Annotated in this window: 14 protein-coding genes; 8 read left to right on the top strand and 6 right to left on the bottom strand. The window is 62.0% G+C overall.

Annotation, left to right across the window (positions count from 1 at the left end; genetic code table 11):
* The first annotated feature begins 35 nt into the window (after positions 1–35).
* A complete protein-coding gene (locus tag ACFWEM_RS10005) occupies positions 36–704 on the top strand; it encodes a class I SAM-dependent methyltransferase (protein ID WP_378533214.1) in 669 nt (222 codons plus the stop codon).
* Here the strand turns inward: ACFWEM_RS10005 and ACFWEM_RS10000 are convergent.
* On the bottom strand, positions 665–1,894 hold the full coding sequence (locus ACFWEM_RS10000) for an MFS transporter (RefSeq protein WP_378533212.1): 1,230 nt from the start codon (positions 1,892–1,894) through the stop codon (positions 665–667). The two genes, ACFWEM_RS10005 and ACFWEM_RS10000, sit on opposite strands and share 40 nt — an antisense overlap.
* Before the next feature lie 70 nt (positions 1,895–1,964).
* Between ACFWEM_RS10000 and ACFWEM_RS09995 the strand changes: the two genes are divergently transcribed.
* Positions 1,965–3,020 (top strand): LacI family DNA-binding transcriptional regulator, encoded by a 1,056-nt coding sequence (locus tag ACFWEM_RS09995; RefSeq protein ID WP_378533210.1) that lies wholly within the window; start codon positions 1,965–1,967, stop codon positions 3,018–3,020.
* A complete protein-coding gene (locus ACFWEM_RS09990) occupies positions 2,987–3,472 on the top strand; it encodes a hypothetical protein (RefSeq protein ID WP_378533208.1) in 486 nt (161 codons plus the stop codon). Before ACFWEM_RS09995 ends, ACFWEM_RS09990 begins: the two co-directional genes overlap by 34 nt.
* Before the next feature lie 94 nt (positions 3,473–3,566).
* Here the strand turns inward: ACFWEM_RS09990 and ACFWEM_RS09985 are convergent, their stop codons facing one another.
* The gene (locus ACFWEM_RS09985) at positions 3,567–4,385 is read right to left on the bottom strand and encodes a helix-turn-helix domain-containing protein (RefSeq protein WP_378533206.1); all 819 of its coding nucleotides are present in this window, start codon (positions 4,383–4,385) and stop codon (positions 3,567–3,569) included.
* Between the two features lie 91 nt (positions 4,386–4,476).
* On the opposite strand from ACFWEM_RS09985, the gene ACFWEM_RS09980 reads away from it, so the two are divergent.
* The gene (locus ACFWEM_RS09980; protein ID WP_378533204.1) at positions 4,477–4,848 is read left to right on the top strand and encodes a cupin domain-containing protein; all 372 of its coding nucleotides are present in this window, start codon (positions 4,477–4,479) and stop codon (positions 4,846–4,848) included.
* Here ACFWEM_RS09980 and ACFWEM_RS09975 read toward each other — a convergent pair whose 3' ends face one another.
* The 4 genes from ACFWEM_RS09975 to ACFWEM_RS09960 form a co-directional block, all read right to left on the bottom strand.
* Positions 4,849–5,577, bottom strand: coding sequence for an HD domain-containing protein (locus ACFWEM_RS09975; protein ID WP_378533202.1), 729 nt, complete (start codon positions 5,575–5,577; stop codon positions 4,849–4,851).
* Between the two features lie 210 nt (positions 5,578–5,787).
* Positions 5,788–6,384 carry a CHAP domain-containing protein gene (locus ACFWEM_RS09970; RefSeq protein WP_378533200.1) on the bottom strand — a complete coding sequence of 199 codons (597 nt, stop codon included), beginning with the start codon at positions 6,382–6,384 and terminating at the stop codon, positions 5,788–5,790.
* Between the two features lie 17 nt (positions 6,385–6,401).
* A complete protein-coding gene (locus ACFWEM_RS09965; RefSeq protein WP_378533197.1) occupies positions 6,402–7,973 on the bottom strand; it encodes an MDR family MFS transporter in 1,572 nt (523 codons plus the stop codon).
* Between the two features lie 32 nt (positions 7,974–8,005).
* Complete coding sequence (locus ACFWEM_RS09960; RefSeq protein ID WP_378533195.1) at positions 8,006–8,638, bottom strand: TetR/AcrR family transcriptional regulator; 633 nt, start codon at positions 8,636–8,638, stop codon at positions 8,006–8,008.
* 104 nt (positions 8,639–8,742) lie between these two features.
* On the opposite strand from ACFWEM_RS09960, the gene ACFWEM_RS09955 reads away from it, so the two are divergent.
* The 4 genes from ACFWEM_RS09955 (at position 8,743) to ACFWEM_RS09940 (ending at position 12,131) form a co-directional block, all read left to right on the top strand.
* A complete protein-coding gene (locus ACFWEM_RS09955; RefSeq protein ID WP_378533193.1) occupies positions 8,743–9,096 on the top strand; it encodes a zinc ribbon domain-containing protein YjdM in 354 nt (117 codons plus the stop codon).
* 100 nt (positions 9,097–9,196) lie between these two features.
* Complete coding sequence (locus tag ACFWEM_RS09950; RefSeq protein WP_378533191.1) at positions 9,197–10,228, top strand: ABC transporter substrate-binding protein; 1,032 nt, start codon at positions 9,197–9,199, stop codon at positions 10,226–10,228.
* A 51-nt stretch (positions 10,229–10,279) separates the two neighbouring features.
* The gene (locus tag ACFWEM_RS09945; RefSeq protein WP_378533189.1) at positions 10,280–10,699 is read left to right on the top strand and encodes a DUF1622 domain-containing protein; all 420 of its coding nucleotides are present in this window, start codon (positions 10,280–10,282) and stop codon (positions 10,697–10,699) included.
* 31 nt (positions 10,700–10,730) lie between these two features.
* A complete protein-coding gene (locus ACFWEM_RS09940; RefSeq protein WP_378533187.1) occupies positions 10,731–12,131 on the top strand; it encodes a DUF2252 domain-containing protein in 1,401 nt (466 codons plus the stop codon).
* The last annotated feature ends 2 nt before the right edge of the window (positions 12,132–12,133 follow it).

Here is a 12,133-nt window from a genome sequence, read left to right as displayed (position 1 = left end):
GCTGGCTCGGGAGGCGCGGGTTGATACCGTCGGGTATGGGTGTGATTGCTCGCTTGGACGGTTTCAACCGGTGCCATCCGTGGAGTCACAACGATCACTACGGACGGTGGGTTCTGCGCAATCTGGGCGGAACCAGGTCCGGTCGCGCCCTGGACGTGGGGTGCGGGACGGGCAATCTGATCGACCTCCTGCGTACGCGGTTCGACGTGGTGGTCGGCGTCGAACCCGACCCCACGACCTCGGCCGCCGTGCTCGCCAGGTTTGCGGACGACGAGAACGTGATCATCGAAGCGCTGCGGTTCGACGACTTCGCGTCCGAGGTGAGGTACGACGCGATCACCGTCGTCGCGGCGCTGCACCATCTTCCACTCGAAGAATCGATGAAACGCCTGAGCGGCCTGCTCGAACCGGGCGGTCGGCTCGTCGTAGTCGGGTGTTATCGATCGACGACCATGACCGACGGACTCCTGTCGGTGTTGGCGGCAGTCTGCAATCCCGTCGTCGGCGTGCTCGGGCATCGACAGGTTGCGGTGGAGCCGCTGAAGTCGATGACCGCTCCTACTGCGGAAGCTGGTGAGTCGATGGCTGACGTCCGGCGCGCAGCCGCCCTGCATCTGCCAGGTAGCCGGATCAAGAGGCGACTGTTCTGGCGCTACACCCTGATCTACGACGCGAGGCCGGCTGCCGCGTCGGTGGGGGAGTGAGTGGACCGCTGCGGTTCGCGGGGAAATGCGCGTCGGCCGAACCCGACTATCACCAATGAACCGATCATCAAAGCGACCCCGATTCCCGCCAGATGCGAGATCCCACCACCGTCGACGACAGCGGCGCCGAGCAATGCGCCGGTCGCAATCGCGATCTGGAACACGACCACGTAAACGGCGGAGGCACGGTCGGTCCCGATCGGGACGGCGCGCAGAACCGAGGACTGTAGACAGATTGGAACGGTGGTGAACGCCGCGCCCCACAAGATCGTGGCGACAACTGCGAACGCTCCCATCGACGGCGCCAAGAGCCAGAAGATGGCCAGCGCGCCTGCCACCGTCGCGATCGAGATGAGCGTGAAGAGGCGCGGTCGGCGGTCGTAGTACTTGCCGGCGACCCACACCCCGACTGCGCCGGCGGCGCCGTACACCAGAAGCATCGCGGTACGGATCCCACCGGACGAGCCAAGGCTCTGCTCCACCAGAAGCGTGAAGAACGTGTACGACGCGAACTGCCCCAGCGCAGCAAACAACGTCGCCGCAGAAATGACGGCGAGTGCCCGTCTCATCTCAGGTGTCGGCTTCGGCTTGTCTCGCTGGCTCCGGTGGAGTTGATCGACCGGCATTTCGGGCAACGCACGATGCAGTGAGAAAGCGATGATCACTGCCACCACACCGATTGCCGCCGACGCGGTCCGCCAACCCCAGGACTGGCCGATCGCAGAAGACAGGGGACCTCCGAGAACAAAAGCGAGAGACGTGCCGGCGTACACCATCGCGATGGCCTTGCCCTGCTGTCCGCGCGGAACCAGAGTCGCTGCTACCGGCGCAACCACTGCCCAGAACACGCCGTGCGTGGCAGCGCAGAGCAACCGCCCGATCACCAGCATCGGATAGTTGACGGCCAACGCAGCGACCAGTTGCGACACCGCGAGGGTGGCCACGGTCAAAACGACAACGCGTCGGCGCGGCCAGGATTTGACTGCAGAGATCAACGGAAGCGTCAGGGCCGCGACACCGTATGCGTAGAAGGTCAGCAGAAGACCGACACGCCCTTCGGTGACGTCGAGGTCGGACGATATTTCGCTGAGGAGTCCGATGGGGAGCATTTCAGCCGTCACGTAGGCGAAGGCTGCCCCGGCCAGTGTCATCAGCCGTAGCGTGGTCGCCTTCGGCAGTCGAGCGGTCATGGTGTGTAACGGTACATGTATCGATACACACCTGCGCAATGGATATTCTGCACTCGCTATGCTGATGCGCATGGCCACACGTGCACAGCGTTCGAGTCGACCGACGATGGCCGACGTCGCCAAGGCCGCAGGCGTGTCGGTGATGTCGGTGTCGTACTCTTTCGCGCAACCCGAGCGCGTGTCGGAATCAACGCGGGCCAAGGTGTTCGCGGCGGCGCAAGAGCTCGAGTACTCGGGCCCCAACCGAGCGGCGCAGTCGTTGCGGAGCGGCAAGTTCAACAACATCGCGGTCGTCTTCAGCGAGAAGCTGACGTACGCCTTCGAAGACGCAGTAGCCCGGCGATTCCTGTCGGGCGTCGCCGACGCCTGCCTGGACGCGAATGCCGGATTGATGATGCTGCCGAACTCGGGGAGACCCGGAGACGTCGACAGAGTTCGCGACGCAGCGGTAGACGGTTTTGTCGTCTGGACGACAGTCTTCGACGACCCGATCCTCGACGCGATTGTCGGCACCGGAAAACCTGCGTGCATTCAAGGCGGGCCGGCGCACGAGGGTGTGGATCTCGTCGGGATGGACGATGTTGCCGGCGCGACCGCTATTGCGGCGGTCGGGTTGTCGGGGGCGCAGCGGCCCGCGGTGATCAGCCTCCCGTGGGATCGCGAGCGTCGTTCCGAGATCCGGATGGATGTGGATCCGGGTGAGGCCTTCTTCCCGGTTTCCCGCCATCGGCTGAAGGGCTATGAACGCGCAGTCCGGGACGCCGGACTCGACTGGTCGTCGGTACGAGTTGGGGTTGTCACCGTCAATGAGCGGAGCGAGGGAGCGCGAATGGCTCGCTTGCTGCTCGATGTTCCGGCGAGCCGTAGGCCCGATGTAGTGCTGGCGATGAGTGACGAACTGGCTCTGGGGGTGCTGGACGCGATCCGTGAACTCGGACTTGCGTTGCCCGACGAGGTCGCGGTCGTCGGGTGGGACGACACCGCAGCGGCGTCGGACGCCGGGCTGACTACGGTTCGCCAGTCATTGTTCGATCAAGGACGTAACGCAGCTCGCGTGGTTCTCGGGCTCGACGATGCGGTGGAGCCGGTCGAGTGGTCGGTGCGTCGGAGAACCTCGACGCGATGATTACCCCGGTCATCGTCGACGGTCTGCGTTTTCGGTGGTTTGTCCCTCCAGAATTGGGGGAGACCGTCCGTTGGGGGCTCTCGTGGAATGCCGACAACCCGCGCCGGTGGGCGGTCGCCGAAGTCGCGGGTGCAATGCACCTACTTGCCGGAACTCCTCGTGACGACCCAAACGCGCGTCAGGCCTGGATAGATTTCGGCGCAGATGCCGCCACGACCGGAGTAGTTCGGCGCCTACGGCTCATGTCGATCGAGTCCGACATGCTTCCCGACCCGAAGATTCCGCACGGCGCAGATTGGGGTTGGGCTACGACGCAGTTCGTGCGGGGCTCCGAGCGCTTCTACGAGTTGGCCCGTGCACCTGGTGCGTTGCGCTCGTATCAGCTGACCGATCGTGACTGGGGGCCGCGGCGCGAGGAGTTCTTGCTGGTCGACCTCGAGACGGCTGCTTGATCGCTGGACCTGACACCGTTTTCATTCAGTGCACACAGGCTCCAGCTGACTGGAAACAGTGTCTGCTCGATGAAACCGGTGCCAAGTGCTGCGGCTAGCGCTCTCTGCCGGCCACGTTCAGTGCGTACCTGCCGGGTGGCGCCCCGACATGCTTGACGAAGTGTCGTGACAAGTGGGCTTGATCGTGGAACCCGACGTCGACGGCTACATCCGCTAATTCGCGTCCCGCCAGGATTGCGCGTCGTGCCAGATCGATCCGGCGTCCCGTGACGTACTTGTGAGGCGGAAGGCCATAGTGCGTCGCGAAGTTCTTGATGAGGTAGGTGGGGTTCCGCTGCAGAATGCTCGACGCTTCTCGCATCGTGATTCCCGTTGTGAGTCGCGCATCGAGTAGCTCCCGAAGTTGATCGGCAACGCGTTCGTCGACGGTGGGAGTGTGAAGGGATCGAACTGTGGCCGGTGTGAGGATCTCGTTCAGTCTTTCAGCGAGGAACCCCAGGCGACTTTCGGCTTCGAGTGATTCGCCGTGTGGGCCGAGTGCAGAGTGCAGTTGATCAATGCGGTGGCGCAGCAGAGGGTCTCGAATCTCGGGGCTGTCCACCGCCGGGCCTATGAGGACCTCACCGAGAACTGACGTGTCGAGGTAAAGGATTCGTTGACGAAATCCGGCCTCGGTGACCGGAACTCCGTCGTGTGCGATGCCTGGCGGCAACAGAGTCACGATCTCCGGGGCCGCTCCGTGTGCTCGGTGGTCTAGGTCGTACGCAATCGTTCCGCGGTCGACGAGCATCAGCGACCACTGATCGTGCGTGTGTTTCGGATAGGCGTGGCCGACAAAATCGGCATGAAAGACCTCGGTGATTCCCTCGAGGCCCGGTGCCCACGCGGTGATCTGTGCGCCGTGTGGATCCATGTCAGAAACGTACAAGACGCATCGGCCTCGGGTGACGAAGAGTGGTGCGGGTTCGTCGTCGCAACGATGGCGAGCCAGAGGGAGGAACACCATGGACAGTTCGGCAACAGCGATATCGCTCCACGAGAAGTTCGGTCAGTTCACCGAGCACTGGTCACCCAAGAAGATTGCGTCACTCAATGACTACGAGATCAAGATCGTCAAGATCAAAGGAGAATTCGTCTGGCACACCCACGCCGACACCGACGAAATGTTCCTGGTGACAAAGGGGCAGATCCGAATCCAACTGCGCGACGGAGATGTTTCGCTGGGGCCCGGTGAATTGTTCGTTGTACCTCGCGGAGTCGAACATTGTCCCATCGCCGAAGAGGAAGCGGAGGTGATGTTGATCGAACCCGTGGGCGTGGTGAATACCGGGAACGTCGGAGGGGCGCGAACCGCAGTGCTCGAGGACTTTTCGTAGTTACCGGCTCTTCCAATCCAGGGGATTGGTACGCAACGGCAAGGCCATTCCCGATCTCCAGAGCGTCGCCGCGCGAGAGTGAGGACGGAGCTCGACCTCGCGCCGCATCGACTGCGCGAACTCGTCGGTGAACCCTGTTCGCGGGTACTCCGCGATTGTTGCATCAACAGTTGCTCGCGGAATTTCGGGCGCACGCCGACCGGCAACGTCGAAATGCGCTGCGGCATGCGGTAGGTAGGCGTCAGCGCCCGCGCCGCGGTCGACGGTCAGATCCATGTGCAGACGGATCGCTTCACCGATTCGCTGTGTCGACCTCTTCGAGGCGCCCACTCGGGTCGCGAGTTCTTCCGCGTCTGCGGCGCTGATGTGGGTGAAACACCCGTGCTCGGTCGTTCCCTTCGCGCCCAAGCCGACATCGTGAAGCGCACACGCGGTGAAGAGATCTTCTGGGTCGTACTCGATCGCATCGATCTGCGCGAAGACGTCCGCCCAGATCCAGCATCGCAAACTGTGGTTCAAGACCGCGGGGGAGAGTGCGCCTTTGGCGTGATCGAGCGCTTCGCTGCACAGCTTGGTGTCGGGGAGTGCGCGTTTGCGCAGCTCGAGTGTCCGAGTGGGGTAGCGGCCGAGCCGGAGTCGGAGCATCGACGGAGTACTCATGGCCTGCGCAGCAGCCGCGCGGGCCATGAGTTGCAACTGCTCGAGGGTGGTCAGCTCACCGGGGCGCATCGAATTCCTGTCTGAGGTAGGGGACAGCTGGATACGAATCTAGTTGCCAGATCCGGTCCTTCGCGTAGGTCGAATATCTGTCGCCGACGGAAACAAAAGATTACCCGAATATTGTGAATCTGTTTGCTCCATCCAACAGTCAAACCAATTCGGAAATCTCGCCGCCCATATCGATAAAGTTTCATCACGCCAAGACGGCAGGGGGTTGGCTCAGAGGACGCCGAACCCGACGATTCCCGGAACTTCCGAGGGCACTATGCGATGAAGCATGACTTTGTTGTTCTCGTTTCCGCCGACGGTTGTCAGTGTGCCGGCGTCGTTGATCAGAACGACGTTGACGTGTTGCCCGAAGGGGCTCGAGTCGCCGTACAGGATCGTGTCGCCGACCTTCGGTTGGTAGCCCTGTCCGTAAGGGACAAACGCGTCGACCGACTCGTAGTACTCCTGCAGCGTGTACACCCCGGGGATGCGCCACGAGCCGGAGTTGGGGTTCGAAAAGGGCGTCCCGATCTGGTTCATCGACCAGCTCACGAAATCGGCACACCACGATTCTTCGACACCCTCGGCGTATTTGGTGCCAGGACTGCCCGATGCCCATTCCTGTTCGAGGACGGTCAGCAGCGCACTCTGCTGAGCGGTCAGCGTGCTGTGGTCCACCGTGGGAAACGAGTCGAGGTTCTCGCCGGCGAGGGCGTCGTCGCCGCGGGCGAACCACCAAAGCACGCCGGCAACAACGACAACCACTACAACGCCGAATACGCCCAGAACAGCGAGAGTGCGTCTGGGCGTATTCGGTGCGTGCGACATCACGCCACGATAGTCAATTACTCGAGCGGGGGTGCCGATCGATCGATCGTCGTCGCGAGCGGCTTCTCCTTGACGAAGAGCAATAAGACGACCGCTGCGATGACCAAGGGGACGAGGTACAGGAAGATCGGCGCAAGCGCATCGTTGTATGCGCCGACGATGATCTCGCGAACCTGGCTCGGCAACTTCCAGAGAATTCCCGGTGTCAACGAGTTCTCATCCCCACCGACTGCGCCTCCGTTTGCCGGAAGCCTCTCGGACAGCAGATTGGTCAGGCGCGAGGCGAACAGGCTGCCCACGATCGCGCTGCCCAACGAAGCACCGATCTGACGGAAGAAGTTGTTCGACGCAGTGGCAGTTCCCACTTCAGCGGCGGGAAAGGTGTTCTGCACGATCAGGATCAGGATCTGCATGACCAGGCCGAGCCCGATGCCCATGAGTGCGATGTAGCAACCGAAGACCAGCAGCGAAGTCGAGGGCGTCAGACGTGACAGCAGGACCAGAGCAACTGCGACGATCGACGTTCCGACGATGGGGAAGATCTTGTAGCGGCCGGTCTTGCTGACCAGCTGGCCGGAACCGATGGAGGCGACGAGCAGGCCTGCCATCATGGGAATCATCATCAATCCTGCTTCGGTGGCGTTCTTGCCGGTCACCATCTGGATGTAGGTCGGCAGATAGGCGAGCGCACCGAACATGGCGATTCCGATGATCAGGCCGGCGACTGTGGTCAACACGAAGTTGCGCTGAGCGAACAGATGCATCGGAATTACCGGTTCGTCGGCACGCTTCTCGACGAAGACAAAGGCCACTGCCGTCACGACGCAGCCGATGATCAACCCGATGATGACGGCCGATCCCCAGGCGTAGGTGTTTCCGCCCCAAGTCGTGAACAGGATCAGACACGTCGCTGACGTCGCGACGAGAACCATGCCCAGATAATCGATGCGAGGCTTGCCGAGGTTCGGCTTCCGCAGGTGCAGAAATGCCATCGCGCTCGCGATGGCGAGTAGGCCGAGGGGGATATTGATCCAGAAGGCCCAACGCCAGCCAATCCCTTCGGTGAACCAGCCGCCGAGTAGGGGACCGGCAACCGAAGCCAGCGCGAACACTCCGCCCATCGCGCCCATGTATCGGCCGCGTTGCCGGGCCGGAACGACGTCGGCGATGATCGCCTGGGACAGCAGGATCAAACCGCCGCCGCCGAGGCCTTGTACTGCGCGACCAGCGATAAGTGTGGTCATGTCGTGGGACAGACCGCCGATCACCGAACCGACGATGAAGATGCTGATGGCGCCGATGAAGAGGCCCTTGCGGCCGATCAGGTCACCGAGTTTTCCGTACACCGGCATCATGACGGTCGAGGCGAGGATGTACGCCGTCGTCACCCAGACCATGTGGTTGACGCCGTTCAATTCGCCGACGATGGTGGGCAACGCAGTGCTGAAGATCATCTGATCGAGCGATGCCAGCAGCATGGTGATCATCAACCCGACAAAAACGAGGATGATCGACCGTTTGTCTGGCGCGGCGTCGGTGTCGGTGTGCGCGCCGTCGGGGTCGACGGTCGCAGCTTCTCGAGTGGACATGAAGTTCCTTAGTTCAGTGACGGCTGGCGAAATCAGTTCGCGGATCGGAGAATTCGAGCCATCAGGAGTAGTGCAGGATCCAGCAGTTCGGTTCTGGGGCCGGCACGTTCGCTGCCCTGCCATTTCCGGAAGACGTAGCGCATCGCTGCGCCCGCTGTGATTACCGTCGCGGTGGCTTCGTCTGCGGCGGCGGTGTCTGCCGGAAGTTGTCGATAGTCGGGGCGCCCGCGCAACTCGCGCGTCAAGAGTCGGGTGAGTGTGTCTTCCAGGTCGTGGAACGTGGCCAGGTGCTGTTGCAAGAGCGTGGGATGCCGTTCGAACAATTCGCGTCTGTGCGCGAGCAGGTCGGGCCGTTCGTCGACGATCTGCATGGCCTCTTCGAAGACCGCGAGCGCGCCTCGGAGTGGATCGTCGGGGTGCTCGTTGATCAGCGTGATCATGGTCGTCTCGCTCGGCACGACGAGCATGAGCCCACCGATTGCGGCGTCCTTGGTCGGAAAATAATTGAAGAACGTGCGCGTCGACAGGTTGCAGGCTTCGCAGATCTTCTCGACGGTCACTTCGTCGTAGCCCAGTCCGAGGACGAGTTCGACCGCCGTGTGCTCGATCAACTGCCTCGTGGCAATTCGCTTTCGTTCACGCAATCCGAGTGTTTCGGTTCCCATTTCATCCATAATTGCACAGAGTGCAAAGTTTCATCGAGTGCAATATTTGTCTCAAGAACGGTTCATGAAGTGCAAAAATGGGAATCGCGCGCCGGCTGGATAGGATGACCCGCGTGGAAGACACCCTGCCCCCATGCCCCGAATGCGCCGGCGAATACACCTACGAAATGGGTGCGCTGATGGTGTGCCCGTCCTGCGCACACGAGTGGGCACCGGCCGATGGTGCAGGTGAGGCTCCGGGAGTGGTGAAGGACTCTGTAGGAAACGTCCTTGCGGACGGCGACACCGTGACCGTCGTCAAGACACTCAAGGTGAAGGGCAGCCCCACCGGTATCAAGTCGGGTACCAAAGTGCGCAACATCCGCCTCGTTCAGGGCGTCGGCGACCACGACATCGACTGCAAAGTCGACGGCATCGGACCGATGCAATTGAAGTCGAGCGTCGTCAAGAAGGTGTGACCGGATAGCAATAGATGTCGGCTCGAAATCCTGTTCAGTTTCGACTGTTCGATCGCCACAATCGAGGAGATTCTCGACTGCCGAACGAATGGACCGAACTGTGTCGAACTCGATTTGCCTGCACCCCGCACTCGAAGACCCCGTACTTGATACAGACGTGCAGTGGAACCGCATCGTCGATGCGCTGACGCGCCGGGGTTTCCTCGGCGCCGGCCTCGGCGCGGCGGCCGCGACGCTTCTGGCAGCGTGCAGCAGTGACGAAAACGGCTCGGAGTCTTCAGGTCTCGTCACCGTGCAGGACGAGACGGGCAGCGTCGAGATTCCGTCGGATCCCCAGCGGATGGTCATCGCCCATGTCAGCGCCATGGCGACGGTGCTCGACCTCGGTGTGCCGCCGGAGAAGATCGTCGGCGGCTTCTTCGGTCTCGAAGGTGTGGGCAGCGACGCGGTGTTGCGCACGATGCCGGAGGCCGCGAACATCCCGAACCTCGGCACGGCCGGAAGCTGGAACAAGGAAGCCATCATCGGTGCGTCGCCCGATCTGATCGTCATGCTCCTGACCGCCGGAAATGCTTATGCAGCAAAGTCCTACGACGAACTCTCGGCCACCGGTGTTCCGGTGTTCGCCGGCTTCAACGGGTTCCTCACGTGGGACGAGATGAAGAAGTTGGTCACCTCGATGGGCGTCGCGGTCCGACGCGAAGACGCTGCCGCGGAATTGAACGCGCGAACGGAAGACCGACTCCTGGCAATCAAGGATCGACTCTCGGCACTCGGCTCGCTGCCGTCGGTAACCCTCCTGCGCACAGGCGAGAACGGTGTTGTCTACAACCAGGTCGACGCTCTTCTCGACGCCCTCGGATTCCCCGGTGATCGAGCCACGTCGGAGGAGTTCACGCGCACACTTTCCGCGGAGCAACTCGATCAGGTCACCAGCGACGTGATCATCGTCGGTGCTTTCCAGGACCAGCGGGACGTCCGCGCCCAGTTGGCGATGAACCCGCTGTGGGAGCGGCTTCCCGCTGTCCGCTCCGGGAACGTCCACTACGTCGACGACAGCCTGTGGGGCTCGGGCTATTCTCCTCGCGCGACACAGCTGCGGCTCGACGACATCGAGCGGATCTTCAGCTGACACCGTCGTGTCCTCTCGACTTATCGGTGAGTTACCTCGAGAATCATGACCATGGACAAAATCAGGTTCTTCGAGCTTGTCACCGAATGGTTCGAAGTACTTGGTGTCGTCGCCATGGTTCTCGGGTTCGTCTTCGCATTTGTGATCGCGGGACGCGCGTGGTTTCGAACGCGCGACGGTAGTTCAGCGTTTCGGACTCTGCGCGAATCCATGGGCGCGGTCATCCTTCTCGGGCTCGAGATCCTTGTTGCAGCCGATCTGGTCAAGACTGTGACGTCTTCGCCGTCGCTGACCGATGCCGCAGTTCTGGGCATGATCGTGCTGATTCGAACGGTGCTCAGCCTGTCGATTCAGATCGAGATCGACGGGGTACTTCCGTGGCGCAAGGCGTTGGTGTCCAGTCCGGAACTCCTGGTACGCGCGGCGCGCGGATCAGGAGGCCGAGCGATGCCCGACGCGTCGAGTTCGTAGCGATAGCCGTTGCGAGTGAAAGGTCGGGCAGATGACAGCAGTGCGCACCGAACATCTCTCTGTAGACGAGCGGCGGGCCCGCGGCCGCCAGGCGCGTAGAGACACCCCGCTGGCGGCACTCGCGGATCTCGCAGACAGCGACCGCGACCCGATTTCGCTACTGGAAGTGCAGGCGAAATCCCGAGTCCAGGACCTGGTACCCATTCGCTACGGGCGGATGTCGGCGTCGCGATTCTCGTTTTTTCGGGGTGCCGCGCTGGTGATGGCCGACGATTTGTCACGCAGCCCGGATTCGGGGCTTGGCAGCCAACTCTGCGGTGACGCACATCTGAGCAATTTCGGGATCTACGCAACGCCCGAGCGGAAGTTGGCGTTCGACATCAACGACTTCGACGAAACCTACCCGGGCCCGTTCGAGTGGGACGTCAAGCGACTGGCCGCAAGTTTGGTGATCGCCGCGAAGGACAACGGATTTTCGGGCAAGGAGCGAAAGAAGATCGTTCGCGGATGCGCGGCCGAGTATCGGGAAACCATGATCACTCAGGCAGGGTTGGGAAATCTTGCAGTCTGGTACTCACACATCGCACCCGAGGATGGGCTTGAGGCTCTCCAAATCGACCTGAAGAAGCGCATGCTCGCTCGCACACAAGCGACGCTGGACAAGGCTCGCCGCCGCGACAGTGTGCAGGCAGCAGGCAAGTTCACCGAAATCGTCGACGGTCGGCGACAATTCATCAGCGATCCGCCCTTGATCGTGCCCGCAAACGAGTTGTTCGCCGGGACCGATCTCACGCAGATCGAGGACCTGTTGCGCCAACGCGTCCAGTCGTATCGCGACACACTGCAATGGGATCGGCGCGTTCTCCTCGACGCTTTCGAGATGACGCACATCGCCAGGAAAGTCGTGGGCGTCGGAAGCGTCGGAACACGCGCATGGATGATCCTCATGAAGGGCGTCGACGACGACGATCCGTTGATTCTGCAGGTCAAGGAGGCGCAGCCCTCGGTGCTGTCCGGCTACGTCGACGGCCCGACCTTCAAGAACGAAGGGGAACGCGTCGTCAACGGGCAACGCTTGATGCAAGCGACGAGCGACATTTTTCTCGGCTGGGAACGAGGGCCGGGGCTCGACGAGGGCGAGCACGATTTCTACATTCGCCAACTGCGCGACGGTAAAGGGTCGGCAGTCATCGAGGAGATGGTGCCGGAGGGTTTGGAACTCTACGGGCGCCTGTGCGCCAGGGTCCTCGCCTACGCGCATGCTCGCTCGTCCGACCGGATAGCGATCGCCGAATATCTCGGTGACGGAACTGAATTCGATTTCGCGATCGGGGAGTTCGCGGCTGCCTACGCCAAACGCAACGCTCGCGATCACGCCGCTCTGCTGACCGCGATCGACAACGGTCGTGTGTCAGCAGAGCGGGGAGTGTGACG

Origin of the sequence: Rhodococcus sp. NPDC060176, from assembly GCF_042728675.1 — a bacterium.
Lineage (GTDB): Bacteria > Actinomycetota > Actinomycetes > Mycobacteriales > Mycobacteriaceae > Rhodococcus_F.
The sequence above is the reverse complement of the archived record's forward strand: the minus strand, read 5'-3'. Positions and strand labels throughout refer to the sequence as shown.

Bases quoted from the DNA above. Each gene is read 5' to 3' on its own strand.
- ACFWEM_RS09970 (WP_378533200.1), bottom strand. From the start codon at position 6,384: ATGTCGCACGCACCGAATACGCCCAGACGCACTCTCGCTGTTCTGGGC.
- ACFWEM_RS09945 (WP_378533189.1), top strand. From the start codon at position 10,280: ATGGACAAAATCAGGTTCTTCGAGCTTGTCACCGAATGGTTCGAAGTA.
- ACFWEM_RS09995 (WP_378533210.1), top strand. From the start codon at position 1,965: ATGGCCACACGTGCACAGCGTTCGAGTCGACCGACGATGGCCGACGTC.
- ACFWEM_RS10000 (WP_378533212.1), bottom strand. From the start codon at position 1,894: ATGACCGCTCGACTGCCGAAGGCGACCACGCTACGGCTGATGACACTG.
- ACFWEM_RS09940 (WP_378533187.1), top strand. From the start codon at position 10,731: ATGACAGCAGTGCGCACCGAACATCTCTCTGTAGACGAGCGGCGGGCC.
- ACFWEM_RS09975 (WP_378533202.1), bottom strand. From the start codon at position 5,577: ATGCGCCCCGGTGAGCTGACCACCCTCGAGCAGTTGCAACTCATGGCC.
- ACFWEM_RS09955 (WP_378533193.1), top strand. From the start codon at position 8,743: ATGACCCGCGTGGAAGACACCCTGCCCCCATGCCCCGAATGCGCCGGC.
- ACFWEM_RS09965 (WP_378533197.1), bottom strand. From the start codon at position 7,973: ATGTCCACTCGAGAAGCTGCGACCGTCGACCCCGACGGCGCGCACACC.
- ACFWEM_RS09980 (WP_378533204.1), top strand. From the start codon at position 4,477: ATGGACAGTTCGGCAACAGCGATATCGCTCCACGAGAAGTTCGGTCAG.
- ACFWEM_RS09960 (WP_378533195.1), bottom strand. From the start codon at position 8,638: ATGGGAACCGAAACACTCGGATTGCGTGAACGAAAGCGAATTGCCACG.
- ACFWEM_RS10005 (WP_378533214.1), top strand. From the start codon at position 36: ATGGGTGTGATTGCTCGCTTGGACGGTTTCAACCGGTGCCATCCGTGG.
- ACFWEM_RS09985 (WP_378533206.1), bottom strand. From the start codon at position 4,385: ATGGATCCACACGGCGCACAGATCACCGCGTGGGCACCGGGCCTCGAG.